Here is an 18618-nt window from a genome sequence, read left to right as displayed (position 1 = left end):
CCCTGTCAAAAGCCAGGCAGTCTCGCGCGCGAAGTAGCCTTGGCCGTCACCAATGCCATCCTGGACCATTCTCTGAAGCCAGGCACCAAGCTCTGCGAACAAGCGCTGGCGGAAGTATTCGGTGTCAGCCGAACGGTCGTCCGCCAGGCCATCATTCTGCTCGGGACCGAAGGACTCGTCGTGATTGAACGTTACCGAGGCGCGTTCGTTTCCAAGCCCGACTTCAACGAGGCGTTGGAAGTCTGCGAGTCCTTGGTCATGATCGAACAGGCGGCAGCAGCCTATCTTGTCAGGCATCTGGGCGAGGCCGAATGGTCCGAGATCAAGCGCCGGGTTGCCGAAGCTCGGCGACCCGAGGAACCGGGCACGAGTGAGCCGTCATGTGACCAGGATTTTCATTCGCTGCTCATTGAATGGACGGGAAATGAGGTCGCTCGATCCATTCACGCCCGGCTTTTTCGCCGGATGGAGATTGTCAGATCCTTGGCTCGCCCTGATGCCGATTACCGAGTGCAGGCGGAGCAAAACTGCAAGATGGTGGATCTATTGGCGCGGGGCCAGTTCCGCCAAGCTGCCATCATGATAGAGCGGCGCCGCATGGCGCCCATCCGGAGCGGATATGCCGAACGCCTTTACGAGATGCGCCCAGACGATGCGCGGATCTGCCTCGCGGATTGGCAAAGTCGGAGCCTATCGACACCTACAATGTTGGCCGAGCGTGCCGGACCAAATCGGAACAATGCGTGACTTGCTGGCGTTCAGTATCCATCAGGCATCTCCCAACGACATCTCATTTCAAGTTCATCAGAAATTGCGCCTCGAGAGGAGCGCAACTAAAACTCAGATACTGCTGTCAGGGGAGGGGACAATGACGGAGCTAAAGTACGGTGGATTTTCGCTGGGCCGTATCAACGCGAAACGCAATCACCGCAAGGCCGAGGCCTATTGGCTAGGCTTCTTAGAAGGTGTCTTGGCAAGCGAGTCGATCGAGAACCTGGAAATCGACTCCATTCGAGCCGAAGCGGCGCAACTGCTCTGCCTGTTCGGTGACGAAGATGCCGCTGATCTCATTCAGGATCTGGACACCGCCTACAACGACTACCACGGCGAAATCTACGGCGTGATCTCCGGCATTGTCGACTATCGCTCGAGGCCTTTCGACCAAGCACCAGAGCCTAAGGACCACTGTAACCGCTTCTTTGGCTTCTGCGCGGGTATTGCCTGCGACGGCCGCCTCAAGGTCAACGAGGTCGAGAAGCTGATTGGCATGATTGACCAGGACACCGAGTTCTTGGACGACGCCAGGATAGCGGGTTTGCGGAAAGTTGCTGCCGAAGCAATCTCCGACAGGCAGCTGTCGGCGGAGGAAGAAGAAGACATCAGCGAATGGATTGCCCGGCTGGTCGGCGACAGTTGCGCCGACACGGGGCTGCCAACCTATGGAAACAGTCCATCGATTGACGGAGTTCTCAGGGACCCGGCCACGGTTGTGTTCGAGAACGCAGCATTCGTGGTGACCGGGGCGTTCAGCATGGCCCCACGCAAGGTCATCGAGAGTTGGATCGCCAGCAGGGGAGGAGTCGTCACCAAGAGCATCTCCCGCAGCACTGACTATTTGATCGTCGCTGCTGTCGCTTCGCGTGACTGGCTTCACAGCCACCAAGGAACGAAAATCATCGAGGCGAGGAAGCTCCACGAGCAGGGAGGCCGCCCTCATTTTGTCGACGAGCTGACGTTCCGAAAAGCTCTGGAGCTTTGCGGCATTCGGTAGCAAAAACCACCAAGTTTGCGGATCGAGCACCTTGCGGGCCTCAACTTCCTCGATCAGAGCTTGGAACTGGTCGAGCAAATGGGGCTGCGCGTAATTCGACTATCCGTTGATAGCGAGAGGAGCCTTAGATCGCTCGTCTCGTCTCGTCTCATTCGTCGTCGGCAGCCAGGGTTGCCTCAAGATCAACATCGACATCCCCGACCAGTGCTTGCATCCGATCATGCAGCGCCCCGTCGAACGCCTTCAGCCGCTCCGGGTGCGCTTGAATATCTGCTTCGAGAAGATTCAGAGATGCGCCCCGAGCGCCGGATCGGCGGCCTCGGGCAGCCCCTCGTCGCCCTTCCCAAGCTTCAGATGCTTTGCATCGGTGCACTCCTGGCTTCTTTTCCGGTGATTTGGGCCAACGCCTATCCCTGGCCCAGGTTTGTTATGCGGACTATGCGGGTTTGGCACTGCACCTGCAGTTTTGAGGCTCGAACAGAAATCGCGTCACAATGCACTCACACGTGTCAAAAATCCAGATTCATTGACTAGGGCCGCGGATTACCTAATGCCGAACCTTTATCCATGGAGGTGGCTTGTCGGCTGCTGCTTGATCCGGAGGCGGCCGCTCAAGCGCCCGAATCTGGCAGAGTTTCCGCTATCTTCTTGGCCCCGATCAGTTCAAGACAGTAGGGAACCGCCGGAAATACGGCGGCAAGGCAGATGCTGATCGAGGCAGGCTTGCCCGGCAGATTTATGATCAGGGAACGCCCTCGAACGCCCGCCGTTTGACGCGACAAGATGGCGGTCGGCACTTGCTCCAGACTTACCCGTCGCATCAATTCGCCGAAGCCGGGCAACTCTTTCGTCAAGACCTGCTGAGTAGCTTCCACTGTCAGGTCGCGCGGGGCAGGGCCCGTGCCGCCAGTAGTCAGGACGAGGTCGACGCCGTCTGTGTCGCATAGTTCGAGAAGCACATTTCTGACACTTTCGACCCCATCCGGAACGATCCTTCGGACGAACTCACATGGACGTGCCATCGAACGCCACAGCCATTGCTCCACGGCCGGACCGCTCAAATCTTCGTACTCGCCGCGGCTTGCCCGGTCGGAGACAGTGACGATCGCGATCCGCGCAAGGGCGTTTTCTGAATTCAACGTCATCAGGTGCTTTGGCCTTCACTGTGAAAACCCGGCTTGCCGCTGAGGTACCCGTCTACCATCCCTCCCGGAAGATCGAGGCACGACAAGGCAAATCTCGTCGAGGCCGGCGATTGGGCGCCGTCAAGCAGGCCGCGATAGGCTTCGGCGACCGCCACCATGTCGGCAGTATGGGGAGATAGGCGCAAGCGCCGGATGCCCTGCGCGCGCAAGTCCTCAGGTGTAGGACAGAAAGCCTGCACCTGGTTGGAGAGTGTCTGAACGCCGTTGACGGCAAGAAATTCCTGTCCGCCGATCGTATCGACCGCAAGGCCGTCAGGGTCCTGTTCACACGTAAACTGGCAGGAATCCTTGTGAAGATTGTTCAGCCTCGCGTGATAGCAGCGACCAGAAAGGGCCAGCGGCAGTCTCCCGAATGCGAAGATCTCAAAATCGACGTCGGAACAGTTGCGGGCAATGCTGCCGATGGCATCCAACGAAAGTTCGACCGGGGGGCAAATGGTGCGTGCGCCACGCGCAGCGAAAAACCGGGCAGTGGATTCGTTGTAGACATTCACGAACGGCCCAATCACGAAGGCCTGTCCGGAACGGGCTGGGATGGCCGTCACGTCGTTGATTTCGACTAGCCGCCCCTCGCTGCACCAATCGTTTACGGCCCTGCGCTCCCGAACCGTGGCAGGTGCGGCAAGCGTGGAGAGCACGACTTCCTTGCCGCCGCGCTCGAGCCGCTCGATTACTTCGGGCCAAATCGAATCGGAGAACGGCATTCTCTTTCCGCAGACGACTTCGCCGACATGCACCCTGTCGACGGCAGCCTGATCCGCGATCCGCCTGTAGAAATCCGCCAACCGATCGGCTGGCCAGTGGAAAAAGACCGGGCCAAGGGTCAATGCAATTCTTGGCATTACGCTCATCTCCACGTCTTCTTGTAGGCGCCTTCGGTCTGCCGTCCTCCCTCGGACATGCCAGCCAGGATCCGGTCGATCTCGGCCGCATCGCCCCCTGCCTCGACCGCGTCGACGGCCCTCCGGAAAGCACGGACCACCTCGGTGACGTATGCTTTGCCGCGCTGGCGACCCTCGATCTTCAAGGCTGTGACTCCGGCCGCTTTCAGTCCCGCAAGCACTCCGCCAGCGTTCAGGCTGACTGGGTCTTCGAACAGGTAGGATGTCTTGCCGCCGGCCGTGAAGCGGCCCTTGCACAGGGTTGGATATCCGGTCGGCTGACTCTGGGCATAGCGATCGATAGTAAAGCCGGCGAGCCGCGCCGCAGTCCCCTCGGCGTCATCCTCATAGGTGACGTGTTCCGGCGGCGAACAGACGCCGCTCAGATTGGGGGACTTTCCGGTGGCGTAGGAAGACAGGTAGCAGCGGCCTTCGACCATGACGCAAAGGCCTCCGAACACGAACGCCTCGGTCTCCACGTCGATCATGCGATTGAGCGCGGCTATCTCCTGGACTGAAAGCACTCGCGGAAGGACAACGCGCCTGACACGGAACGCGTCGACATAGAACTTGACGGCCTCTGGGGTCGATGCGGCCGCCTGCACGGACAGGTGAAGGCGTAGCCCTGGATGGCAATTCGCGGCATGGTCCAGGACAGCCAAATCCGCCGCGATGACTGCGTCCGCTCCGCATTGAGCGGCCTCGTCCACGGCCTTGTGCCATAGGTCCACGCGGCCAGGCTGAGCGAATGTGTTTATCGCGACGAGTACCTTTTTCCCGTGATCGTGGGCAAATCGCACGCCTTCTGCCAACTCGGCGGTCGAGAAGTTCAAGCCGGGAAAATTCCGGGCATTGGTCTCGTTGCGGAACCCGCAGTACACGGCATCGGCGCCTGCGACGACTGCTGCACGCAAGGTGGCTGGCGTGCCGGCTGGACAGATCAATTCCATTGGCTGATTGCTCATGGTCAGGAACGCTCCCCTTGGTCCAATCCCCGACACGCAAGCCGCCTGGCGGCACGAAGGCTGCCGAGTATGGCGTTGTCCGCGAGGCGCCCCAGGGCACCGTGGAGACCCAGCAGGTCCGCTGGCCGCAACTCGGCATCGTCAATGGCATTTCTAAGCGCCAGCACAGCTTCCGTACGGCCGCCGATTGAGACGATGCGCCTGAAGAAAAGAGCGTCGCCATCAAGACTGCCATCGAGCAACCCCAACAGCATCAAGATGGGGCCACTGATAAAGACGGCTGCGGACGATGTCTCCGACTTGCCGACGACACGGACAAGAGAGCGCTCCCCGTCCGGCACGACAAGAAAGGCAAAGGAAAGATCGGTTGGATCGACGAAGAAGCACGCGGACTTATGCTCGCCTAGTCGATCGAAGAGGTTTGGCTGCCTTTTGGCAAGGTCGCGGAGGGCCTTCGTTAGAAGGGTTCCGAGCGGCAGAGCGCCGATTTTGGGAAACAGGATTCGGGCGAGCGGCAAGGAGCCGTCCCTTTGTTCGTCGGCCATGCTGTCTCCCTCGGTGAATCCGCTTTGCTGGCGGTCTTAGGGACGAAAGCCACGGCGCTGTTTGTCGAATCTCAAAGAACAAACAGATTCCTCCTTGGTCCGCGCGATCGAGCTTAGAAGTCTCCCAAGCGAGGACGCGCAAGGAAGCCGTCTTCGATGCAGTCTGGAGCTAGGCTGCGGACATCCGCCTCGTCTCTCGGAATGAACTGAAGATCGAAACCAGTTCCCGCAATCGCCGCCGGAAGGAGGTCGGAGGCCGCCAAAGGGTGCTGCAAGGCACAAAGCAGTTCGGCCCGTGCAAAATCCCTCTCGCCCGCCCGATCAAGCCGCGGCTTCTCGAACGGCAGTCGTCCTCGCTGAATGCTTCCTTGAAAGCAAGTCGACCGCAGGGAGACGATTGCCGCTTCCAACAGTCGTGCGCAGTGCGCTCCAATGTGCATTCGCCACCCATGCTCCGTTGCAGGAAGGCATGGATACCGCCCCTCGACCGCGCGCGCTTTGTGCCAACGCAAAGAGCGTCGCCGGATGTTTGTGAAAGGTCAAAGACGGGAGCCAGTCACCGTGGCAAACGTGCGCCGTCGCCCGCGTCGCGCGACGGGATTTGTACTTATGCATCATAGATCGCTGCCGCTTTTCAATGACCTCTCCTCGTTCCTGTCGCACCTGGACGAGCGAGGAGACGTACGGCATGTCCAGGCACCTGTTTCGATGCACCTCGAAGCAACCGAGGTGCATCGGCGCACGATCGCCAAGGGCGGGCCAGTGCTGAGGTTGGAGAAGCCGATCGATGCGCAGGGAAGGGTATCGACCTTTCCTGTCGTGACGAACTTGTTTGGGACGCGAGCGCGCGTCGCCGCCGGGTTGGGCACCGACCTCAATGGCCTGGACTCGTTCGGGAAGCTTCTCGCCTGGATGAGGTCCCCGCAGGCGCCAAGGACACTGGGCGAAGCGCGAGACTTACTCCCGGCGGCTCGCAGCGCGCTCCTGGCACGGCCAAGGATCGTAAAAGCGCCTCCCAGTTGGAGCGAAATCCCGCCCGACCTGTCCCTCCTTCCAGTCCAGACATGCTGGCCAGGTGACGCGGGCCCGCTGATTACCTGGCCCGTAGTCGTGACCCGCGCACCTGGAGCTGACGATCCAGGAACGTACAACCTGGGCATTTACCGAATGCAGGTGATCGATAAGGATCGCGCAATAGTCCGTTGGTTGCCGATGCGCGGCGGTGCGGCGCACCACCGTATGTGGGCGGCCCGCTGCATCGACATGCCTGTCGCAGTGGTTATCGGCGCCGATCCAGCAACGCTGCTCGCTGCCGTAATGCCGGTGCCCGAGGGCGTGACCGAACTTGCGTTGTCCGGCATGATCGGAAACAAGCGACCACGGCTGACCGCGTGCGGCAGTATCCCGCTACACGTTCCTGCAACAGCCGAGATTGTGCTGGAAGGCACCGTATCCGCCAAGGAAACTGCTCTGGAGGGCCCGTTTGGCGACCATACCGGATACTACAATGGCGCTGAGCAATATCCGGTGTTTCGCCTCAACAGAATCCGGGTCCGTGACCAGGCCTGTTATCTGACCACCTACACCGGAAGGGCTCCTGACGAGCCCTCGGTATTGGGCGACGCTCTTACTGACGTGTTCAAGCCACTTCTTCGGCAACAGATCCCAGAAATCCGTGACGTCTGGCTTCCGCCGGAAGCCAGCTCCTACAGGATCGCCGTTCTGTCCATCGCCAAGAAGTACCCGGGGCAGGCGCGTCGTGTGATGATGGGCTTCTGGTCTCTGCTGCCGCAGTTTTCCATGACGAAAATGCTCATCGTGGTCGACGACGACATCGACATACGTTCGTGGCCGGACGTGATGTGGGCAATCGGAACGCGCATGGACCCCTCCCGTGACCTGATGACCGTGGACCGCACTCCGATCGATCACCTCGATTTCGTGTCTCCGCTTGAAGGGTTGGGAGGGAAACTCGGCATCGACGCAACGCGAAAAGTCGGATCAGAGACCATACGGGACTGGGGAAGCGAATTGCGCATGTGTCCAGAGATCGATCGGCAAGTGTCGCAGCGATGGAATGAAATCTTCCCGGAGTTCGGATAACGCCATGACCAAGCGCATCATTTTGGGAATAGCGGGGGCCTCGGGTTCTGGCCTGGCCCTCGAAACCCTCCGGCAGTTGGCCAAGGCTGGAGCTGAAACGCACCTGGTGGTTTCGATGGGCGCCAGAGCAACCATCCAGCATGAACTCGGTGATGAGGGCCTTGCCCGCATCACCGAACTGGCAAGCCGAGTTCACTCGCCTCACGACATGACAGCTCCGATCGCCAGCGGGTCTTTCCCAAACGACGGCATGATCGTCGTTCCCTGCTCCATGCGCACGTTGTCCGCGATAGCGCATGGATTAGGCGATAACCTGCTGACCAGGGCAGCCGACGTCGCCCTCAAGGAAAAACGCCGACTGGTGGTCGTTCCGCGTGAGGCGCCCCTGCACGAAGGTCACTTGCGGTCGATGCTGACGCTGGCAAGGCTGGGAGCGACGATTGCGCCTCCGATGCCACCGTTCTACGTGGGCATGCACAGCATCGACGAGATGCTCAGGGAGATCGCAGCGCGGCTGCTGAACTGGGTGGGCGTTGATCCAGGCAGCGCGATGACCCGATGGAGCGACCTGCCACAAGGTCGGCTGCCTTCACGCGAACTGGACATCTGAAACTGCCAGGGGGCTGTTGATACGCGCCGGCCTTAGCGTACCCGTTCTTCAACCTGCCGTGCAGGCGGAACTGGCCTCGTCAAGATGAACGCAGCCGCGGCCAACATAGCCGTGGCCTGCATGGTGATCGCCACCAGAGGCACGCCAGCCAGCACCGATAGAGACAGCGCCAGCACCATGGAAAACAGAGCAAGTCTCTTCGCGCGGCGTGAGATCGCGCCGTAAGCCCGCCAATCCCTGATAGCTCGGCCAACTTGCGGATGTGCCAAAAGCCGCGAGTGGAGTTGCCGAGAACTCCTTGAGTAACAGAACGCGGCGAGAACCAGGAAAGGAGTAGTCGGAATCAGCGGAAGAATGGCGCCTATCAATCCCGCGAAGAGGGCGGAAGTGCCAGCCGCCAGCCAAATCAGCTGGCGGATACGATGAAGTGTCACGACTGCGAAGGCTCCGCTCCGTCAGCAGGCAGGATCGCCAGGCTCCTCATGCACAGCGCGCCTTCTCCCGATGTGGCAGCCACTTCGTCGAAGAGCAGCGCCAGCTCCGTATAGACGCTGCGGTCGGGCTCTGCCGCAGCCAGTTCATCGACTTCGCGGAGCAGATCTACGATGGCCTCTATCCGCTCTCGGTGCTGCCTCGCCCGTACGAGGTGTTCGCGCTGGACGCGCCTTTGCTCGAGCGCGGTAAAGCGCGTCAAAGCATCATCGAGCCGGGCACGACATTCGCAGTCCAAGTCTACGCCAGCAATGACAGTCTTTATGCGGCGCACCACCGAGCCATCTGCATGGCGATCGACGCCACCGAGTGCGTTGTAACTCATTTGTCAGCTACCTTCGCATGTTCGTTGGAGTTCTATCTGCCGCCTTTGCCGACCGGAGCTGGGCGCGGAAGCAAAGCAGCCCGCGCCACCGCTTCCTTCAATTGGGGAAAGGTCGCCTGAAGGACCTCCCGGTCGGTCGCCTCTGAAGCACGGTGGAGAATCTCGACAGTATGAACCAGGGTTTCAGACTGATCGTTGGGGCGACCTGCAATTCGGCTGGCCGCAGCCTCCAACTCGTAGCTTGCTTTGTGAATGCTCGCGTAGTCGTCCGTCGCCAGAGCCTGCTCGACCTTAGACAGTGCCCTCCGCATCATGGCGCTTGCTTCTTCCACAGTGCGGGGAATTTCCACGGCATGGTGTTTTGCGGGCTGTCCCATAGTCCCGGCGGTCGGCAAGCCGACTGCTGCCGCCAAGAGAATAGCAGCGCTGATGCCGCTTCCCAGGGTGAGCTTCTGAACCCAGGCAGTCATCTCTGCTCCTTCGATCGCTATGCGTCGTAAATCGGCAACCGAGCAACGAATTGTGCCCGGGCGATTGATATCTACACTTGGGCCGCACTTTTCCGTTTGCGCTGGCGCAAACACGATGTTGGAGTTTGAGCCGTGCCCGGTCGACGGTTGCGCCCTGCCTCGGACCGCTCACGCGGCAATATCGCTCACTGCAGCGCGGTTGCGACGCGACGCCGACTGTGAAAAAATCTGCGAGTAACTGAGGGAATGTCTTGGGCCGAGTCGACCGTTCGCTGATTGCCGGGCTCCCGCTGTTCGCAGGAATTGCGCCAGAAGGACTCGACAGAATACTGGCGGGAGCGCGATCCACGCGATATGCGAAGGATTCGGCCATCTTCGAACAAGAAGAAGAGGCCCACGCGTTCTTCCTTCTGCTGGATGGGCATATCCGAGTTGTGCGAAGCACTCCTGAGGGACAGCAGGTCATAGTTAGATACATCAGTGCTGGCGAGATATTCGGAATAGCGTCGGCGCTCGGACGCACGACTTACCCGGCCACTGCGTTCGCAGTAGTGGACTGTGTCGCGCTTTCGTGGCCCACCTCTATGTGGTCAGAGCTGTCCGCTCAGTTTCCGAGCTTTGGCGCAAATACGTACAAGACAGTTGGCACCCGACTTCAGGACACGCACACGCGCGTCGTGGAAATGGCCACGGAACAAGTCGAACAGCGCGTGGCTCATGCCCTGCTGAGGCTCCTGGAGCAGACAGGGAAGAAGACAGACGAAGGAATCCTTATCGACTTTCCGATCTCGCGGCAGGACATAGCAGAGATGACGGGCACGACGCTGCATACCGTGAGCCGGCTGCTGAGCGCGTGGGAAGACAAAGGGCTGATACGGAGCGGACGTCAGAAGGTCACAGTGGTCGACCCGCATAAGCTGATGTTGGTTGCCAATGGTCGGAGCGAACGGAGCTAGCCTGCGTTTCCCTGTCGATCAATTGCAGCCGCCAGCTGATTCAGAAAAGAAGTTTCATCCAACTCGTGTTCTCGACAAGCGTCGGATACGGTATGAAACGACCCGATAGGGCAACCTACACACAGCATCCGATTTGCGAGAAACACCCGGATTGTGTTGGGCCAGAGTTTCATCACGTCGTCGACCGCAAGGTCCGGGTCAAAGCGCTTGCTTGAAGCCATCTCATTTTTCCCATGCATTTCGTCTTAGCATCGCCGATCCGGCCATCCTTTCGTTGCGCTCCGTCAATCAACGCGGAAGTTCGGCGTCGGAAAAGCGGGTGACGATTCGTGCATCTTTGCGCCTTCGCAACGACATCGGCTGACGCGTGACTAGGCTGCCATTCGCTGAACGAGACGGAGAACGACTATGGCGATGGTTCGCTGGGCCCCCGACGGTCCCGAGATCGATGCGACCGTGGCTGCCCGCGGAATGAAACTGGCTGTCGAGTACTTCCTAAGGAAGATCCAGCAAGGGCACATCAAGTGCCTGGTCGAACGGGGAGTTGGCGACGATGAAGGGCGGCACCGCCTGTCCTTCAGATATCGCGATCGCGAACTGCTTCTTATCGTTGCCGATGACGGCCAAGTCCTCAGCGAGGAGCTGACCATGGCGCCTCGCAAGTTCGCCTGGAAATAAGCAAGTCGAATAGACTAGGGGGTGTCCTGAGCTGGACCGACGTCGTCCTCGTCGGGTGCAATCAGATCGATCAAGGCTGCCACCCGGCTTCCTGGCAGCGGCCGGCCTTCGCCCATCAACGCGTCGTCCCCGAAGACCCACGCCCAAGCCTCTTTCAACTCTGTCAGCGAAGCTTCTGTCAAAATGAGTTCCGCAATCATTTCGTCGTCCACGCGGCCGAGGACCGAGACGACATCTTCGCGTGTCATGGTCATCGCTTCCTCCGTCGACCGTTTCCAGGTCGTATCAGAACACCAACGCAGCAACCGCGAGAAGGCTGATAGCCAGCACTGCAAGGCTTGGAACCAGCACTGCAGCTCCTGAAGCTACGGCTAGCGCCGCCACCCAGCCGAACGGCCTGTCACTTGCTCGAGACATCTTCGAAGCCTTCCGTTTCAGTTCTTGAACAAACGCCGTTGGCAGCCGTGGCGTTCCCCCGAGTGGGAAGGGCCGCTGCATCATTTTTGCGTGCCTGCAGACTAAGAGGAGCGTCGGCACCTGAAGGCAAGACCCGCGCCGCAGCCCCATCCAGATCCTCGTACTGGCCACTCCGCAACGACCATAGGAAAGCCGCCAAACCAACCAAGCCCATGCCTAAGGCAATTGGAATCAACAAAGAGAGATAGCTCATGCAGCCTCCGCTGGGACTAGGCGGCGAAAGCCTGCAGACCGCGTGGACGAAGCCGTTTCGCGCGGGAGCCGCAAGGCGTTGCCAACGACCAGGATTGACGACGTCGACATGGCCACGGCTGCAATGAGCGGAGTTATTTGACCCGACATTGCGAGGGGCAAGGCCAAGACGTTGTAGGCCACAGCGAGCGCGAAGTTCTGCCGCACCAGCCGGGCGGCATTGCGGGCGATGCCGATTGCCTGCGGGACACCTTCGAGGCTGTTCCGCAGAAAGACGAGATCGGCAGCGGTGCGTCCGATATCCGCCGCCGAAGAGGGCGCCATGGAAACATGTGCCGCTGCCAGTGCCGGAGCGTCATTCAGGCCGTCGCCAACCATCAGTACGCGGCGGCCGGAGGCGACCAGATCTCTGAGTCGGTTGACCTTGCCCTCAGGCAAAACGCCGTGGCGGCCCTCAGAAATTCCAAGCGCATCCGCGACCTTCCTGACTGCGATCGCAGAGTCGCCCGATAGGACCTCTGTTGCCAATCCCCAACTTTCCAGCGTTCCAACGGCTTCCGCTGCATCGGGACGAAGATTGTGGGCGATCGTGAACGAACCAGCGAGCGTGCCGTTCTTCGACAGCCAAGCCATGGATTCGCGGCTTGCATTGCCTGGCAGGCCTGAAACCCATTCCCGCCTGCCGAGCCGAAAGACATTCCCATCGATCCGGCCTTCAATTCCGTACCCAGACACCTCGCGAAAATCCGCGACTTCGGGCCCGGTCGAGGCGAGAGCGGCGACCGCGCATGAAGCCGGGTGTCTGGACAGGGCTGCGAGAGCGGCAGCGGCGGGCACGTCGTGCAGGGCAGCCGTGTGACGTTCTACACGCGTGACACCCGTCGTCAGAGTTCCGGTCTTGTCGAACACGACCGTGTCAGCTTCGGCGAGCCGTTCCAGGGCGCCGCCGTCCTTGAGCGTGATACCGAGGTCAAACAGCCTTCGTGCGGCCACAACCTGAACCATGGGCACAGCCAAACCCAATGCACATGGGCAGGTGATTATTAGCACCGAAACGGCGGCCGTGACCGATGCATGCCAATCGCCCGTGATTGCGATCCAGGCCGCGCAGGTGGCGAGGGCCAACAAATGGACGACGGGGGAATACAACGCCGCGGCTCGATCCGCGATGCGGCGATACTGTGCCCGCCCGTCCTCCGCCGCATCCATCAATTTCGCCATGTCAGCGAGGAAGGAATCCTTGGCACGTCTATCGGCACGAACCGTCAGCGCGCCATCGAGGCTGAGCGCGCCAGACAAAACGGCGGTCCCAGGCTGGGCACGCGTTGGCGTCGCTTCTCCGCTGACTACCGACTGGTCGAGACTGCCGCGCCCGGCCACTATCGTGCCGTCTACCGGAACCCGGTCGCCTGGGCCGACCGGGATGATGTCGCCCGGCTCAACTTCCATGAGATCGCAAAACTCGCGGCTCCCGTCAGCGCGTATCACCGTGACGCCTCGCGGTATCAAGCGGCTGAGGCCGGAGACCGCCTTCCGCGCCTTGCGCCTCATTGCATAGTCAAGCGTGCGTCCGGCAAGCAGGAAAAAGATAAGGGAAGTTACGGCGTCGAAATATGCGTGCGGCCCTCCGGCAAATGTATCGTACAGGCTCAGCGCCAACGTCAGCAGGACCCCAACCGAAATAGGAAGATCCATGCTGCTTGTGCGACGCCATACCGACCTCCATGCCGAAATGAAGAATATTCTTCCGGAATAGGCGACCGCAGGTACTGCCAGCAGGCCGGAAACCAGGTGAAAAGCACTTCGAGTCTGCGCGTCTGCACCCGACCACACCGACACTGACAACAGCATGATGTTCATTGCCGCAAAGCCCGCCACTGCGGTGGCGCGCAGCAATCTCGACATCTCGGGGTCACGAAGATCATCTCCCGCTTCCGCGAGGCTGGAGTCGTATCCGATGGCAGCCAGTGCCTCAGTTACAGGAGGGGCATGGTCGCCACGCCACCTTACGGATACGCGGCGGGACGTAAGGTTCACGCGGGCGGCGAGAACTCCCTCAAGGTTTTGCAGGGCCCCTTCGATTGAGGTGATGCAGGTGCCACACCTGGCTTGGGGTACCGAAAGGTCAGTCTGAAAGATGCCATCTCCCAGATCGCGTCGCGCCAGCAAGATTTCGCCAGCGGTCGCGCTGCCGCAACGCGCCAGTTGCAGCGCTGCCTCCGCTCCGTGGGCGCAGCAGCTCACCGTCAGGTCTCCGGGAGCGCCACGGCCCTATAGGCGTGCCAGGTGGCATGGCCGAGCAGGGGAAAGATCAAGATCATCCCCACGAGCCCCGTGACGACACAGACGGCGAAAAGAACCAGCAGGATTGCAGCCCAGCCCAGCATTGCAGGCAGATTGTTCCAGACGAGTTTCATGCTTGTGCCCATCGCGGTCAGCGCATCGACGCGCCGATCAAGGAGTAGGGGCACTGCAAAGACGCTGATGGCATAGGCAAAGGCAGCAAAAAGGCCGCCGATCGCTGTCCCGACGACGATCATTGTCCACCCGTACGCAGTCCCAAACAGCAGGCCGACGATGTGGTCTAGCCCCGGAAACGCCGTAACTCCAAAAAAGAGCGCGTAGAGCAGAACCGCGGCACGCATCCAGAGCAGAAGGAGGCAGCACAGCAACAGCCCGGCAAAGAAGACCTGCGCGCCTGCCCTTGGACGCACGAGGAGCATGGATCCGAAGCTGATCTCGCGTCCTTCCTCGATGGCCCGACTTTTTTCATAGAGGCCGACCGCCAGAAAAGGAGCCACGATCATGAATCCCGCCAGCGCCGGAAAGAGAATGTAGTCCCGGCCGAAAGCAACGAGCGTCCAAACGAAGCAGGCCGACAGGACGAAAACACCAATTCCGTATCCCAAGCTAGACGCCGGGCGTGTCCAGAAATCCCGCCAGCCCGCTGACAGCCACCTGAGGCCGATGAAGGGCGACAGACCGCGGTTGAGCCGCGGGTCGCGCGTCTCGCCGATGCCAGAGGTTTCGCTGAGCAGCCAGTACGACTTTTCGGTGTCGCTCATCTCTTCGCCTCCTCAACATGCCGACTTGGCAGCGCGATAGCCACCTTCGCCCGCGGCCTTAAAGTGCTTGACGCAGTCCGGCTGAGAATCGACTGCAACATAGATCAGGTGAGCATTGGCTCCGGCGAAAAGCAGCAGCCCTGCCGGGACCAGCATCCAGAGCATGATGCTGTGGTACCGTCTTTTCGACTGTACGGTCATGGCTGTTGCGTCCCCAGGTCATGCACGTAGAGCGCAATCGTGCGGATCTCAGCCGTCGTCAGCCTTTCATCCCAGGTGGGCATATGGCCTTGGCGTCCGCCGTGCACCGACGCAATGATGGTGTCGAGGTCGCTTCCGTAGATCCAGTGCGTATCCGTTAGGTTTGGCGCGCCGACATCCCTGTTTCCCTTCCCGTCTTCTCCGTGGCAGGCAGCGCACGTTGTCAAAAAGACTTCTCGCCCCGCTTCTATCCGTTTGAGATTGTCCGCGGTCGAGTAGTCCGGATGGGAAAGTGAATAGACGTAGGCGGCCACGCTCCGCACCTGATCCCGGTCGAGCACCTCGTCCCGCCCAAAGGCTGGCATCTGCCCGACGCGGCTTTCCGGATGCCGGGTATTGATGCCGACACGCATTGTCTGCTCGATAAGCTGGGGTCCACCACCCCATAGCCAGTCGTCATCGGTGAGGTCCGGGTAGTTTGCCCGGCCTTTGCCGTCCCGACCGTGGCATGCGGCGCAGTTATCCCCGAACAACTGCCGCCCCGTGTTGCGGACCGTCTGCATCAGCGCCTCGTCCGCCTGGATGGCGTCGTACGGCTCCTTTTCGAGGCGTGCCATCCAGGCAGCGCGTTCGCGCTGGCCGTCGACGACACGCGCTTCGACAGTCTGCCTCTGGTCGACCCCTAAGAGGCCTCGTGTATAGGTCGTCCCGAGTGGCCAGGCCGGCACCAGGAACCACCAGGCGATCGCCCACAGGTGCGTCACGATCAGGAACAGCAGCACCCCCCGCGGGACCGGGGTGTCCAGTTCCTTGATGCCGTTCCATTCGTGGCCTGTGGTCTCACGGCCGCTGACGGGATCGCGTTCGTTCACTTCCATGGCTTGTCGTCCTCGCCGAGGATGCTGTTCTTGGCCTGATTGAAACGCTTCCGGTTTGACGGCCAGAATGTGTAGACCACCACGCCGACGGCCAGCGCAATCAGGTAGAAGAGGCCCCAGCTCTTGGAAAAGGCGACAACCGAGTTGTGATCCAGGTCCATTCCGAAACCCTCCGCTTACCCTTCCGGGTTAGGTTTTCCCTCTGGAGCCGCGGTGTTTTCGTATGCGGCTCCGGTCAGTCTTCCTAGGATCTGCAGATACGCCACGAGCGCGTCCATCTCGGTGACGTCGGTCTTCACGCCATCAAAAGCACTGACTTGAGTTTCGTCGCCATATCGTGTGGCAACCCCGGCAGCGAAGTCGGTGTCCGGCGTCGCTTGACCGTAAGCATCGCGCGCCGCGTTCTCCACCATTTCGTCAGTATAAGGAACGCCCAGCGCCTTCTGCGCCGCGAGGTGAAGCGGGAGGTCCTCCATTTTGAGAGAGGTGCGCGCGAGCCAGCGATAAGCAGGCATGTTGGATTCTGGAACGACGTCGCGTGGGTTTGTCAGGTGGGCGACATGCCAGAAGTCGGAATACTTGCCGCCGACGCGAGCAAGATCGGGCCCAGTCCGCTTGGAGCCCCAGAGCATCGGGCGATCGTACTTTGACTCGACGGCAAGCGAATATGGGCCGTAGCGTTCCACCTCGTCGCGCAGCGTACGGATCATCTGGCTGTGGCAGGCATAGCAGCCCTCGCGGACGTAGATGTTGCGCCCGGCAAGCTCAAGCGGCGTGTACATCCGCATGTCCGGGGCTTCTTCGACAGTCTCGTCGATTGTGAAGAGTGGGGCGATTTCGACGATGCCGCCCACGCTCGCGGCTGCGATGATTGCGATCACCAAGCCAATCGCTGAACGCTCGAGTTTGCGGTGAAAGATCTCAGGCATTCATCATTCTCCCGCCACGGCAGGAGCGATCGGGACGTCCGCATTGAGCGGGGCCGCCAACGGCGCAGACCGAACCGTCATCCAGATGTTGTAGCAGCCGACTACTGCACCAATCAAGAAAAGCAGCCCTCCAAAGGCCCGCGCGATGTAATACGGGTACATCGCCACCAGTGAATCGACGAAGGAATAAGCGAGGGCGCCTTCTTCCGTATAAGTCCGCCACATCAGTCCCTGGATGATGCCCGAATTCCACATCGCGAAGACGTAGATCAGCGTCCCGGCAATCGCGAGCCAGAAATGCACTTCCACGAGGGCTGCTGAGTACATCCGCTCGCGTTTCCAGAGGCTTGGCACCAGCGTGTAGAGCGATCCAAAAGTGATCAGCGCCACCCAGCCCAGCGCGCCAGCGTGGACATGCCCGACGGTCCAATCTGTATAGTGGGACAGCGAATTCACAGGCCGGATAGCAAGGAACGAGCCTTCGAAAGTCGATATGCCGTAAAACACGGCGGCAGCCATCATGAACCGCAAAGTCGCATCGTCCCGCACCCGGTGCCACGCGCCGTTCAGGGTAAGCAACGCATTTCCCGCGGAAGCCCAGGACGGAACCAGCAACATCACCGAGAAGGTCATGCCAAGCGTCTGAACCCAATGCGGCAGCGCGGTATAGTGGAGGTGGTGCGAACCCGCCCACATGTAAAAGAAGGTGATGCCCCAGAAGCTCAGGATCGAAAGGCGGTAGGAGAAGATTGGCCGCTGAGCCCTTACTGGAAGGTAATAATACAGCATGCCAAGGAAGCCGGCCGTAAGGAAGAAGGCGACCGCGTTGTGTCCGTACCACCACTGCACCATCGCATCCTGGACGCCAGGCCAGACCGTGTAGCTCTTCGCATGCCCCCACGAAATGGGGAGTGCCAGGTTGTTGACGATGTGGAGAATTGCGACGACCAGAATGAACGCCATGAAGTACCAGTTGGCCACGTAGATGTGCGGTTCCTTCCGCCTGGCGATCGTCCTCAGATAGAGGATGAAGTAGGTCACCCAGACAATCACCAGCCAGATATCGGCGTACCACTCAGCCTCGGCGTATTCCTTGGATTGCGTCACCCCAATCAGATAGCCCGACACGGCAAGCAAGCAGAATAGGTTGTAGCCGAGGAGCACAAACCAAGGGCTGAGTTGTCCGGCGAGCCGCGCGCGCGAAGTCCGCTGCACCACATGAAACGAAGTCGCGATCAAGGCATTGCCGCCAAAACCAAAGATCACTCCGGTGGTGTGGGTCGGGCGGAGACGGCCGAAACTCGACCAGCCAGCGTCGAAGGCAAGGTTGGGCCATGCAAGCTGCGCGGCGACCCAGACGCCCATGAACATCCCGAACACTGCCCAAGCCATCGATAGGACAATGCCGACCTTGATTGGGTCGTCGTAATAGGATGTTTCCCGGTCTTCCGTCGGTTCGGGCTGGTACAGGCCAGACAGCACATAAAACAGGACGGCGCCTGCGAACAGCATGACCATGACGCCATGGACGCCGAGCACATCTGTGCGACCCACGGCAGCCATCGCCAATCCAACGATCGCCACCGCAATCGCTATCACGGCGGCGTTCTGACGTTCCGAAGACGTAAGTTGCCGGATCATCGTCTTTCCTCCTCCGCGGATTCGACGTGGCTCAGTTTCAGGTATTTCTGTCAGATATCAAGCAGTTCCGCCAAGGAAGATGTTTGGACCGATGGAGCGCGCTGCCCGATGGGGCCGGATGGTCTTCGAAATGCAGGCTGCCCGACAGTGCTCAAGAGTATTCGAAGGAGCTGCTGACGCCGCTGCCAGCCGCTCAGCTCCTGTGCCGAAGCCCCAATCATTGGGGAGTTGGCA

Annotated in this window: 24 protein-coding genes; 6 read left to right on the top strand and 18 right to left on the bottom strand. The window is 60.4% G+C overall.

The window, feature by feature from the left end; all coding sequences use genetic code 11:
• The first annotated feature begins 39 nt into the window (after positions 1-39).
• Together N7E70_RS24885 and N7E70_RS24880 are read left to right on the top strand one after the other, a co-directional pair.
• A complete protein-coding gene (locus tag N7E70_RS24885; RefSeq protein WP_067964931.1) occupies positions 40-747 on the top strand; it encodes a GntR family transcriptional regulator in 708 nt (235 codons plus the stop codon).
• A gap of 121 nt (positions 748-868) precedes the next feature.
• Positions 869-1771: a BRCT domain-containing protein gene (locus tag N7E70_RS24880; protein WP_169808361.1), complete on the top strand. Its 903-nt coding sequence runs from the start codon at positions 869-871 to the stop codon at positions 1769-1771.
• Positions 1772-1919: 148 nt separating this feature from the next.
• Here the strand turns inward: N7E70_RS24880 and N7E70_RS24875 are convergent, their stop codons facing one another.
• The 5 genes from N7E70_RS24875 to ubiT all read right to left on the bottom strand — a co-directional run bounded on the left by N7E70_RS24875 (position 1920) and on the right by ubiT (position 5367).
• Positions 1920-2144 (bottom strand): type II toxin-antitoxin system PrlF family antitoxin, encoded by a 225-nt coding sequence (locus tag N7E70_RS24875; protein ID WP_246787002.1) that lies wholly within the window; start codon positions 2142-2144, stop codon positions 1920-1922.
• A 238-nt stretch (positions 2145-2382) separates the two neighbouring features.
• Positions 2383-2916: a molybdopterin adenylyltransferase gene (gene mog, locus N7E70_RS24870; protein ID WP_067964925.1), complete on the bottom strand. Its 534-nt coding sequence runs from the start codon at positions 2914-2916 to the stop codon at positions 2383-2385.
• Positions 2916-3818, bottom strand: a complete 903-nt coding sequence (ubiV, locus tag N7E70_RS24865) for a ubiquinone anaerobic biosynthesis protein UbiV (protein ID WP_154386990.1) — start codon at positions 3816-3818, stop codon at positions 2916-2918. The genes mog and ubiV overlap by 1 nt, the downstream gene beginning before the upstream one ends.
• 5 nt (positions 3819-3823) lie before the next feature.
• Positions 3824-4807 (bottom strand): ubiquinone anaerobic biosynthesis protein UbiU, encoded by a 984-nt coding sequence (gene ubiU, locus N7E70_RS24860; RefSeq protein ID WP_208993701.1) that lies wholly within the window; start codon positions 4805-4807, stop codon positions 3824-3826.
• Positions 4808-4824: 17 nt separating this feature from the next.
• Positions 4825-5367 carry a ubiquinone anaerobic biosynthesis accessory factor UbiT gene (gene ubiT, locus N7E70_RS24855; RefSeq protein ID WP_067964920.1) on the bottom strand — a complete coding sequence of 181 codons (543 nt, stop codon included), beginning with the start codon at positions 5365-5367 and terminating at the stop codon, positions 4825-4827.
• 432 nt (positions 5368-5799) lie between these two features.
• On the opposite strand from ubiT, the gene N7E70_RS24850 reads away from it, so the two are divergent.
• Both N7E70_RS24850 and N7E70_RS24845 read left to right on the top strand, forming a co-directional pair.
• On the top strand, positions 5800-7470 hold the full coding sequence (locus N7E70_RS24850; protein ID WP_312871016.1) for a UbiD family decarboxylase: 1671 nt from the start codon (positions 5800-5802) through the stop codon (positions 7468-7470).
• A 4-nt stretch (positions 7471-7474) separates the two neighbouring features.
• Complete coding sequence (locus N7E70_RS24845) at positions 7475-8080, top strand: UbiX family flavin prenyltransferase (protein WP_182575672.1); 606 nt, start codon at positions 7475-7477, stop codon at positions 8078-8080.
• A gap of 32 nt (positions 8081-8112) precedes the next feature.
• Here N7E70_RS24845 and N7E70_RS30945 read toward each other — a convergent pair whose 3' ends face one another.
• From N7E70_RS30945 to N7E70_RS24835, 3 genes are read right to left on the bottom strand one after another with little or no spacing between them, the layout of a single operon-like run.
• Positions 8113-8514, bottom strand: a complete 402-nt coding sequence (locus N7E70_RS30945; RefSeq protein ID WP_210283865.1) for a YbaN family protein — start codon at positions 8512-8514, stop codon at positions 8113-8115.
• Positions 8511-8897, bottom strand: a complete 387-nt coding sequence (locus N7E70_RS24840; RefSeq protein WP_067964911.1) for a hypothetical protein — start codon at positions 8895-8897, stop codon at positions 8511-8513. Before N7E70_RS24840 ends, N7E70_RS30945 begins: the two co-directional genes overlap by 4 nt.
• Positions 8898-8929: 32 nt before the next feature.
• Complete coding sequence (locus N7E70_RS24835; RefSeq protein WP_182575671.1) at positions 8930-9367, bottom strand: DUF6746 family protein; 438 nt, start codon at positions 9365-9367, stop codon at positions 8930-8932.
• Positions 9368-9618: 251 nt separating this feature from the next.
• On the opposite strand from N7E70_RS24835, the gene N7E70_RS24830 reads away from it, so the two are divergent.
• Entirely contained in the window at positions 9619-10323 is a 705-nt protein-coding gene (locus N7E70_RS24830; protein WP_182575670.1) for a Crp/Fnr family transcriptional regulator, read from the top strand.
• Here the strand turns inward: N7E70_RS24830 and N7E70_RS24825 are convergent.
• A complete protein-coding gene (locus tag N7E70_RS24825; protein ID WP_442866529.1) occupies positions 10320-10496 on the bottom strand; it encodes a DUF1858 domain-containing protein in 177 nt (58 codons plus the stop codon). The genes N7E70_RS24830 and N7E70_RS24825 overlap by 4 nt on opposite strands.
• 235 nt (positions 10497-10731) lie before the next feature.
• Here N7E70_RS24825 and N7E70_RS24820 point away from each other — a divergent pair, with 235 nt between their 5' ends.
• Positions 10732-11001, top strand: a complete 270-nt coding sequence (locus N7E70_RS24820; protein WP_182575668.1) for a DUF6522 family protein — start codon at positions 10732-10734, stop codon at positions 10999-11001.
• Between the two features lie 14 nt (positions 11002-11015).
• Here the strand turns inward: N7E70_RS24820 and N7E70_RS24815 are convergent, their stop codons facing one another.
• The 9 genes from N7E70_RS24815 to ccoN all read right to left on the bottom strand — a co-directional run bounded on the left by N7E70_RS24815 (position 11016) and on the right by ccoN (position 18381).
• Positions 11016-11255 carry a hypothetical protein gene (locus N7E70_RS24815; RefSeq protein ID WP_182575667.1) on the bottom strand — a complete coding sequence of 80 codons (240 nt, stop codon included), beginning with the start codon at positions 11253-11255 and terminating at the stop codon, positions 11016-11018.
• A gap of 146 nt (positions 11256-11401) precedes the next feature.
• Positions 11402-11671, bottom strand: coding sequence for a cbb3-type cytochrome oxidase assembly protein CcoS (gene ccoS / locus N7E70_RS24810; protein ID WP_182575666.1), 270 nt, complete (start codon positions 11669-11671; stop codon positions 11402-11404).
• A complete protein-coding gene (locus tag N7E70_RS24805) occupies positions 11668-13914 on the bottom strand; it encodes a heavy metal translocating P-type ATPase (RefSeq protein WP_182575665.1) in 2247 nt (748 codons plus the stop codon). Before N7E70_RS24805 ends, ccoS begins: the two co-directional genes overlap by 4 nt.
• Positions 13915-13916: 2 nt before the next feature.
• Positions 13917-14735 (bottom strand): DUF2189 domain-containing protein, encoded by an 819-nt coding sequence (locus N7E70_RS24800; protein ID WP_067964863.1) that lies wholly within the window; start codon positions 14733-14735, stop codon positions 13917-13919.
• Positions 14736-14747: 12 nt separating this feature from the next.
• A complete protein-coding gene (locus N7E70_RS24795) occupies positions 14748-14936 on the bottom strand; it encodes a hypothetical protein (RefSeq protein WP_182575664.1) in 189 nt (62 codons plus the stop codon).
• Positions 14933-15814, bottom strand: coding sequence for a cytochrome-c oxidase, cbb3-type subunit III (ccoP, locus tag N7E70_RS24790; protein ID WP_067964859.1), 882 nt, complete (start codon positions 15812-15814; stop codon positions 14933-14935). The genes N7E70_RS24795 and ccoP overlap by 4 nt, the downstream gene beginning before the upstream one ends.
• A complete protein-coding gene (locus N7E70_RS24785; protein WP_067964857.1) occupies positions 15805-15975 on the bottom strand; it encodes a CcoQ/FixQ family Cbb3-type cytochrome c oxidase assembly chaperone in 171 nt (56 codons plus the stop codon). The genes ccoP and N7E70_RS24785 overlap by 10 nt, the downstream gene beginning before the upstream one ends.
• A gap of 15 nt (positions 15976-15990) precedes the next feature.
• Entirely contained in the window at positions 15991-16743 is a 753-nt protein-coding gene (gene ccoO / locus N7E70_RS24780) for a cytochrome-c oxidase, cbb3-type subunit II (protein ID WP_067964855.1), read from the bottom strand.
• A gap of 3 nt (positions 16744-16746) precedes the next feature.
• Positions 16747-18381: a cytochrome-c oxidase, cbb3-type subunit I gene (gene ccoN / locus N7E70_RS24775; RefSeq protein WP_157097233.1), complete on the bottom strand. Its 1635-nt coding sequence runs from the start codon at positions 18379-18381 to the stop codon at positions 16747-16749.
• Positions 18382-18618: the final 237 nt, after the last annotated feature.

Source organism: Aminobacter sp. NyZ550 (assembly GCF_025628925.2).
GTDB lineage: Bacteria > Pseudomonadota > Alphaproteobacteria > Rhizobiales > Rhizobiaceae > Aminobacter > Aminobacter ciceronei.
The sequence above is the reverse complement of the archived record's forward strand: the minus strand, read 5'-3'. Positions and strand labels throughout refer to the sequence as shown.

Excerpts from the sequence above, each read along its gene's own strand:
- N7E70_RS24880 (WP_169808361.1), top strand. The coding sequence starts at position 869 with ATGACGGAGCTAAAGTACGGTGGATTTTCGCTGGGCCGTATCAACGCG.
- mog (WP_067964925.1), bottom strand. The coding sequence starts at position 2,916 with ATGACGTTGAATTCAGAAAACGCCCTTGCGCGGATCGCGATCGTCACT.
- ubiV (WP_154386990.1), bottom strand. The coding sequence starts at position 3,818 with ATGCCAAGAATTGCATTGACCCTTGGCCCGGTCTTTTTCCACTGGCCA.
- ubiU (WP_208993701.1), bottom strand. The coding sequence starts at position 4,807 with ATGGAATTGATCTGTCCAGCCGGCACGCCAGCCACCTTGCGTGCAGCA.
- ubiT (WP_067964920.1), bottom strand. The coding sequence starts at position 5,367 with ATGGCCGACGAACAAAGGGACGGCTCCTTGCCGCTCGCCCGAATCCTG.
- N7E70_RS24850 (WP_312871016.1), top strand. The coding sequence starts at position 5,800 with ATGTGCATTCGCCACCCATGCTCCGTTGCAGGAAGGCATGGATACCGC.
- N7E70_RS24845 (WP_182575672.1), top strand. The coding sequence starts at position 7,475 with ATGACCAAGCGCATCATTTTGGGAATAGCGGGGGCCTCGGGTTCTGGC.
- N7E70_RS24840 (WP_067964911.1), bottom strand. The coding sequence starts at position 8,897 with ATGAGTTACAACGCACTCGGTGGCGTCGATCGCCATGCAGATGGCTCG.
- N7E70_RS24835 (WP_182575671.1), bottom strand. The coding sequence starts at position 9,367 with ATGACTGCCTGGGTTCAGAAGCTCACCCTGGGAAGCGGCATCAGCGCT.
- N7E70_RS24825 (WP_442866529.1), bottom strand. The coding sequence starts at position 10,496 with ATGAAACTCTGGCCCAACACAATCCGGGTGTTTCTCGCAAATCGGATG.
- N7E70_RS24820 (WP_182575668.1), top strand. The coding sequence starts at position 10,732 with ATGGCGATGGTTCGCTGGGCCCCCGACGGTCCCGAGATCGATGCGACC.
- N7E70_RS24815 (WP_182575667.1), bottom strand. The coding sequence starts at position 11,255 with ATGACCATGACACGCGAAGATGTCGTCTCGGTCCTCGGCCGCGTGGAC.
- ccoS (WP_182575666.1), bottom strand. The coding sequence starts at position 11,671 with ATGAGCTATCTCTCTTTGTTGATTCCAATTGCCTTAGGCATGGGCTTG.
- N7E70_RS24800 (WP_067964863.1), bottom strand. The coding sequence starts at position 14,735 with ATGAGCGACACCGAAAAGTCGTACTGGCTGCTCAGCGAAACCTCTGGC.
- N7E70_RS24795 (WP_182575664.1), bottom strand. The coding sequence starts at position 14,936 with ATGACCGTACAGTCGAAAAGACGGTACCACAGCATCATGCTCTGGATG.
- ccoP (WP_067964859.1), bottom strand. The coding sequence starts at position 15,814 with ATGGAAGTGAACGAACGCGATCCCGTCAGCGGCCGTGAGACCACAGGC.
- N7E70_RS24785 (WP_067964857.1), bottom strand. The coding sequence starts at position 15,975 with ATGGACCTGGATCACAACTCGGTTGTCGCCTTTTCCAAGAGCTGGGGC.
- ccoO (WP_067964855.1), bottom strand. The coding sequence starts at position 16,743 with ATGCCTGAGATCTTTCACCGCAAACTCGAGCGTTCAGCGATTGGCTTG.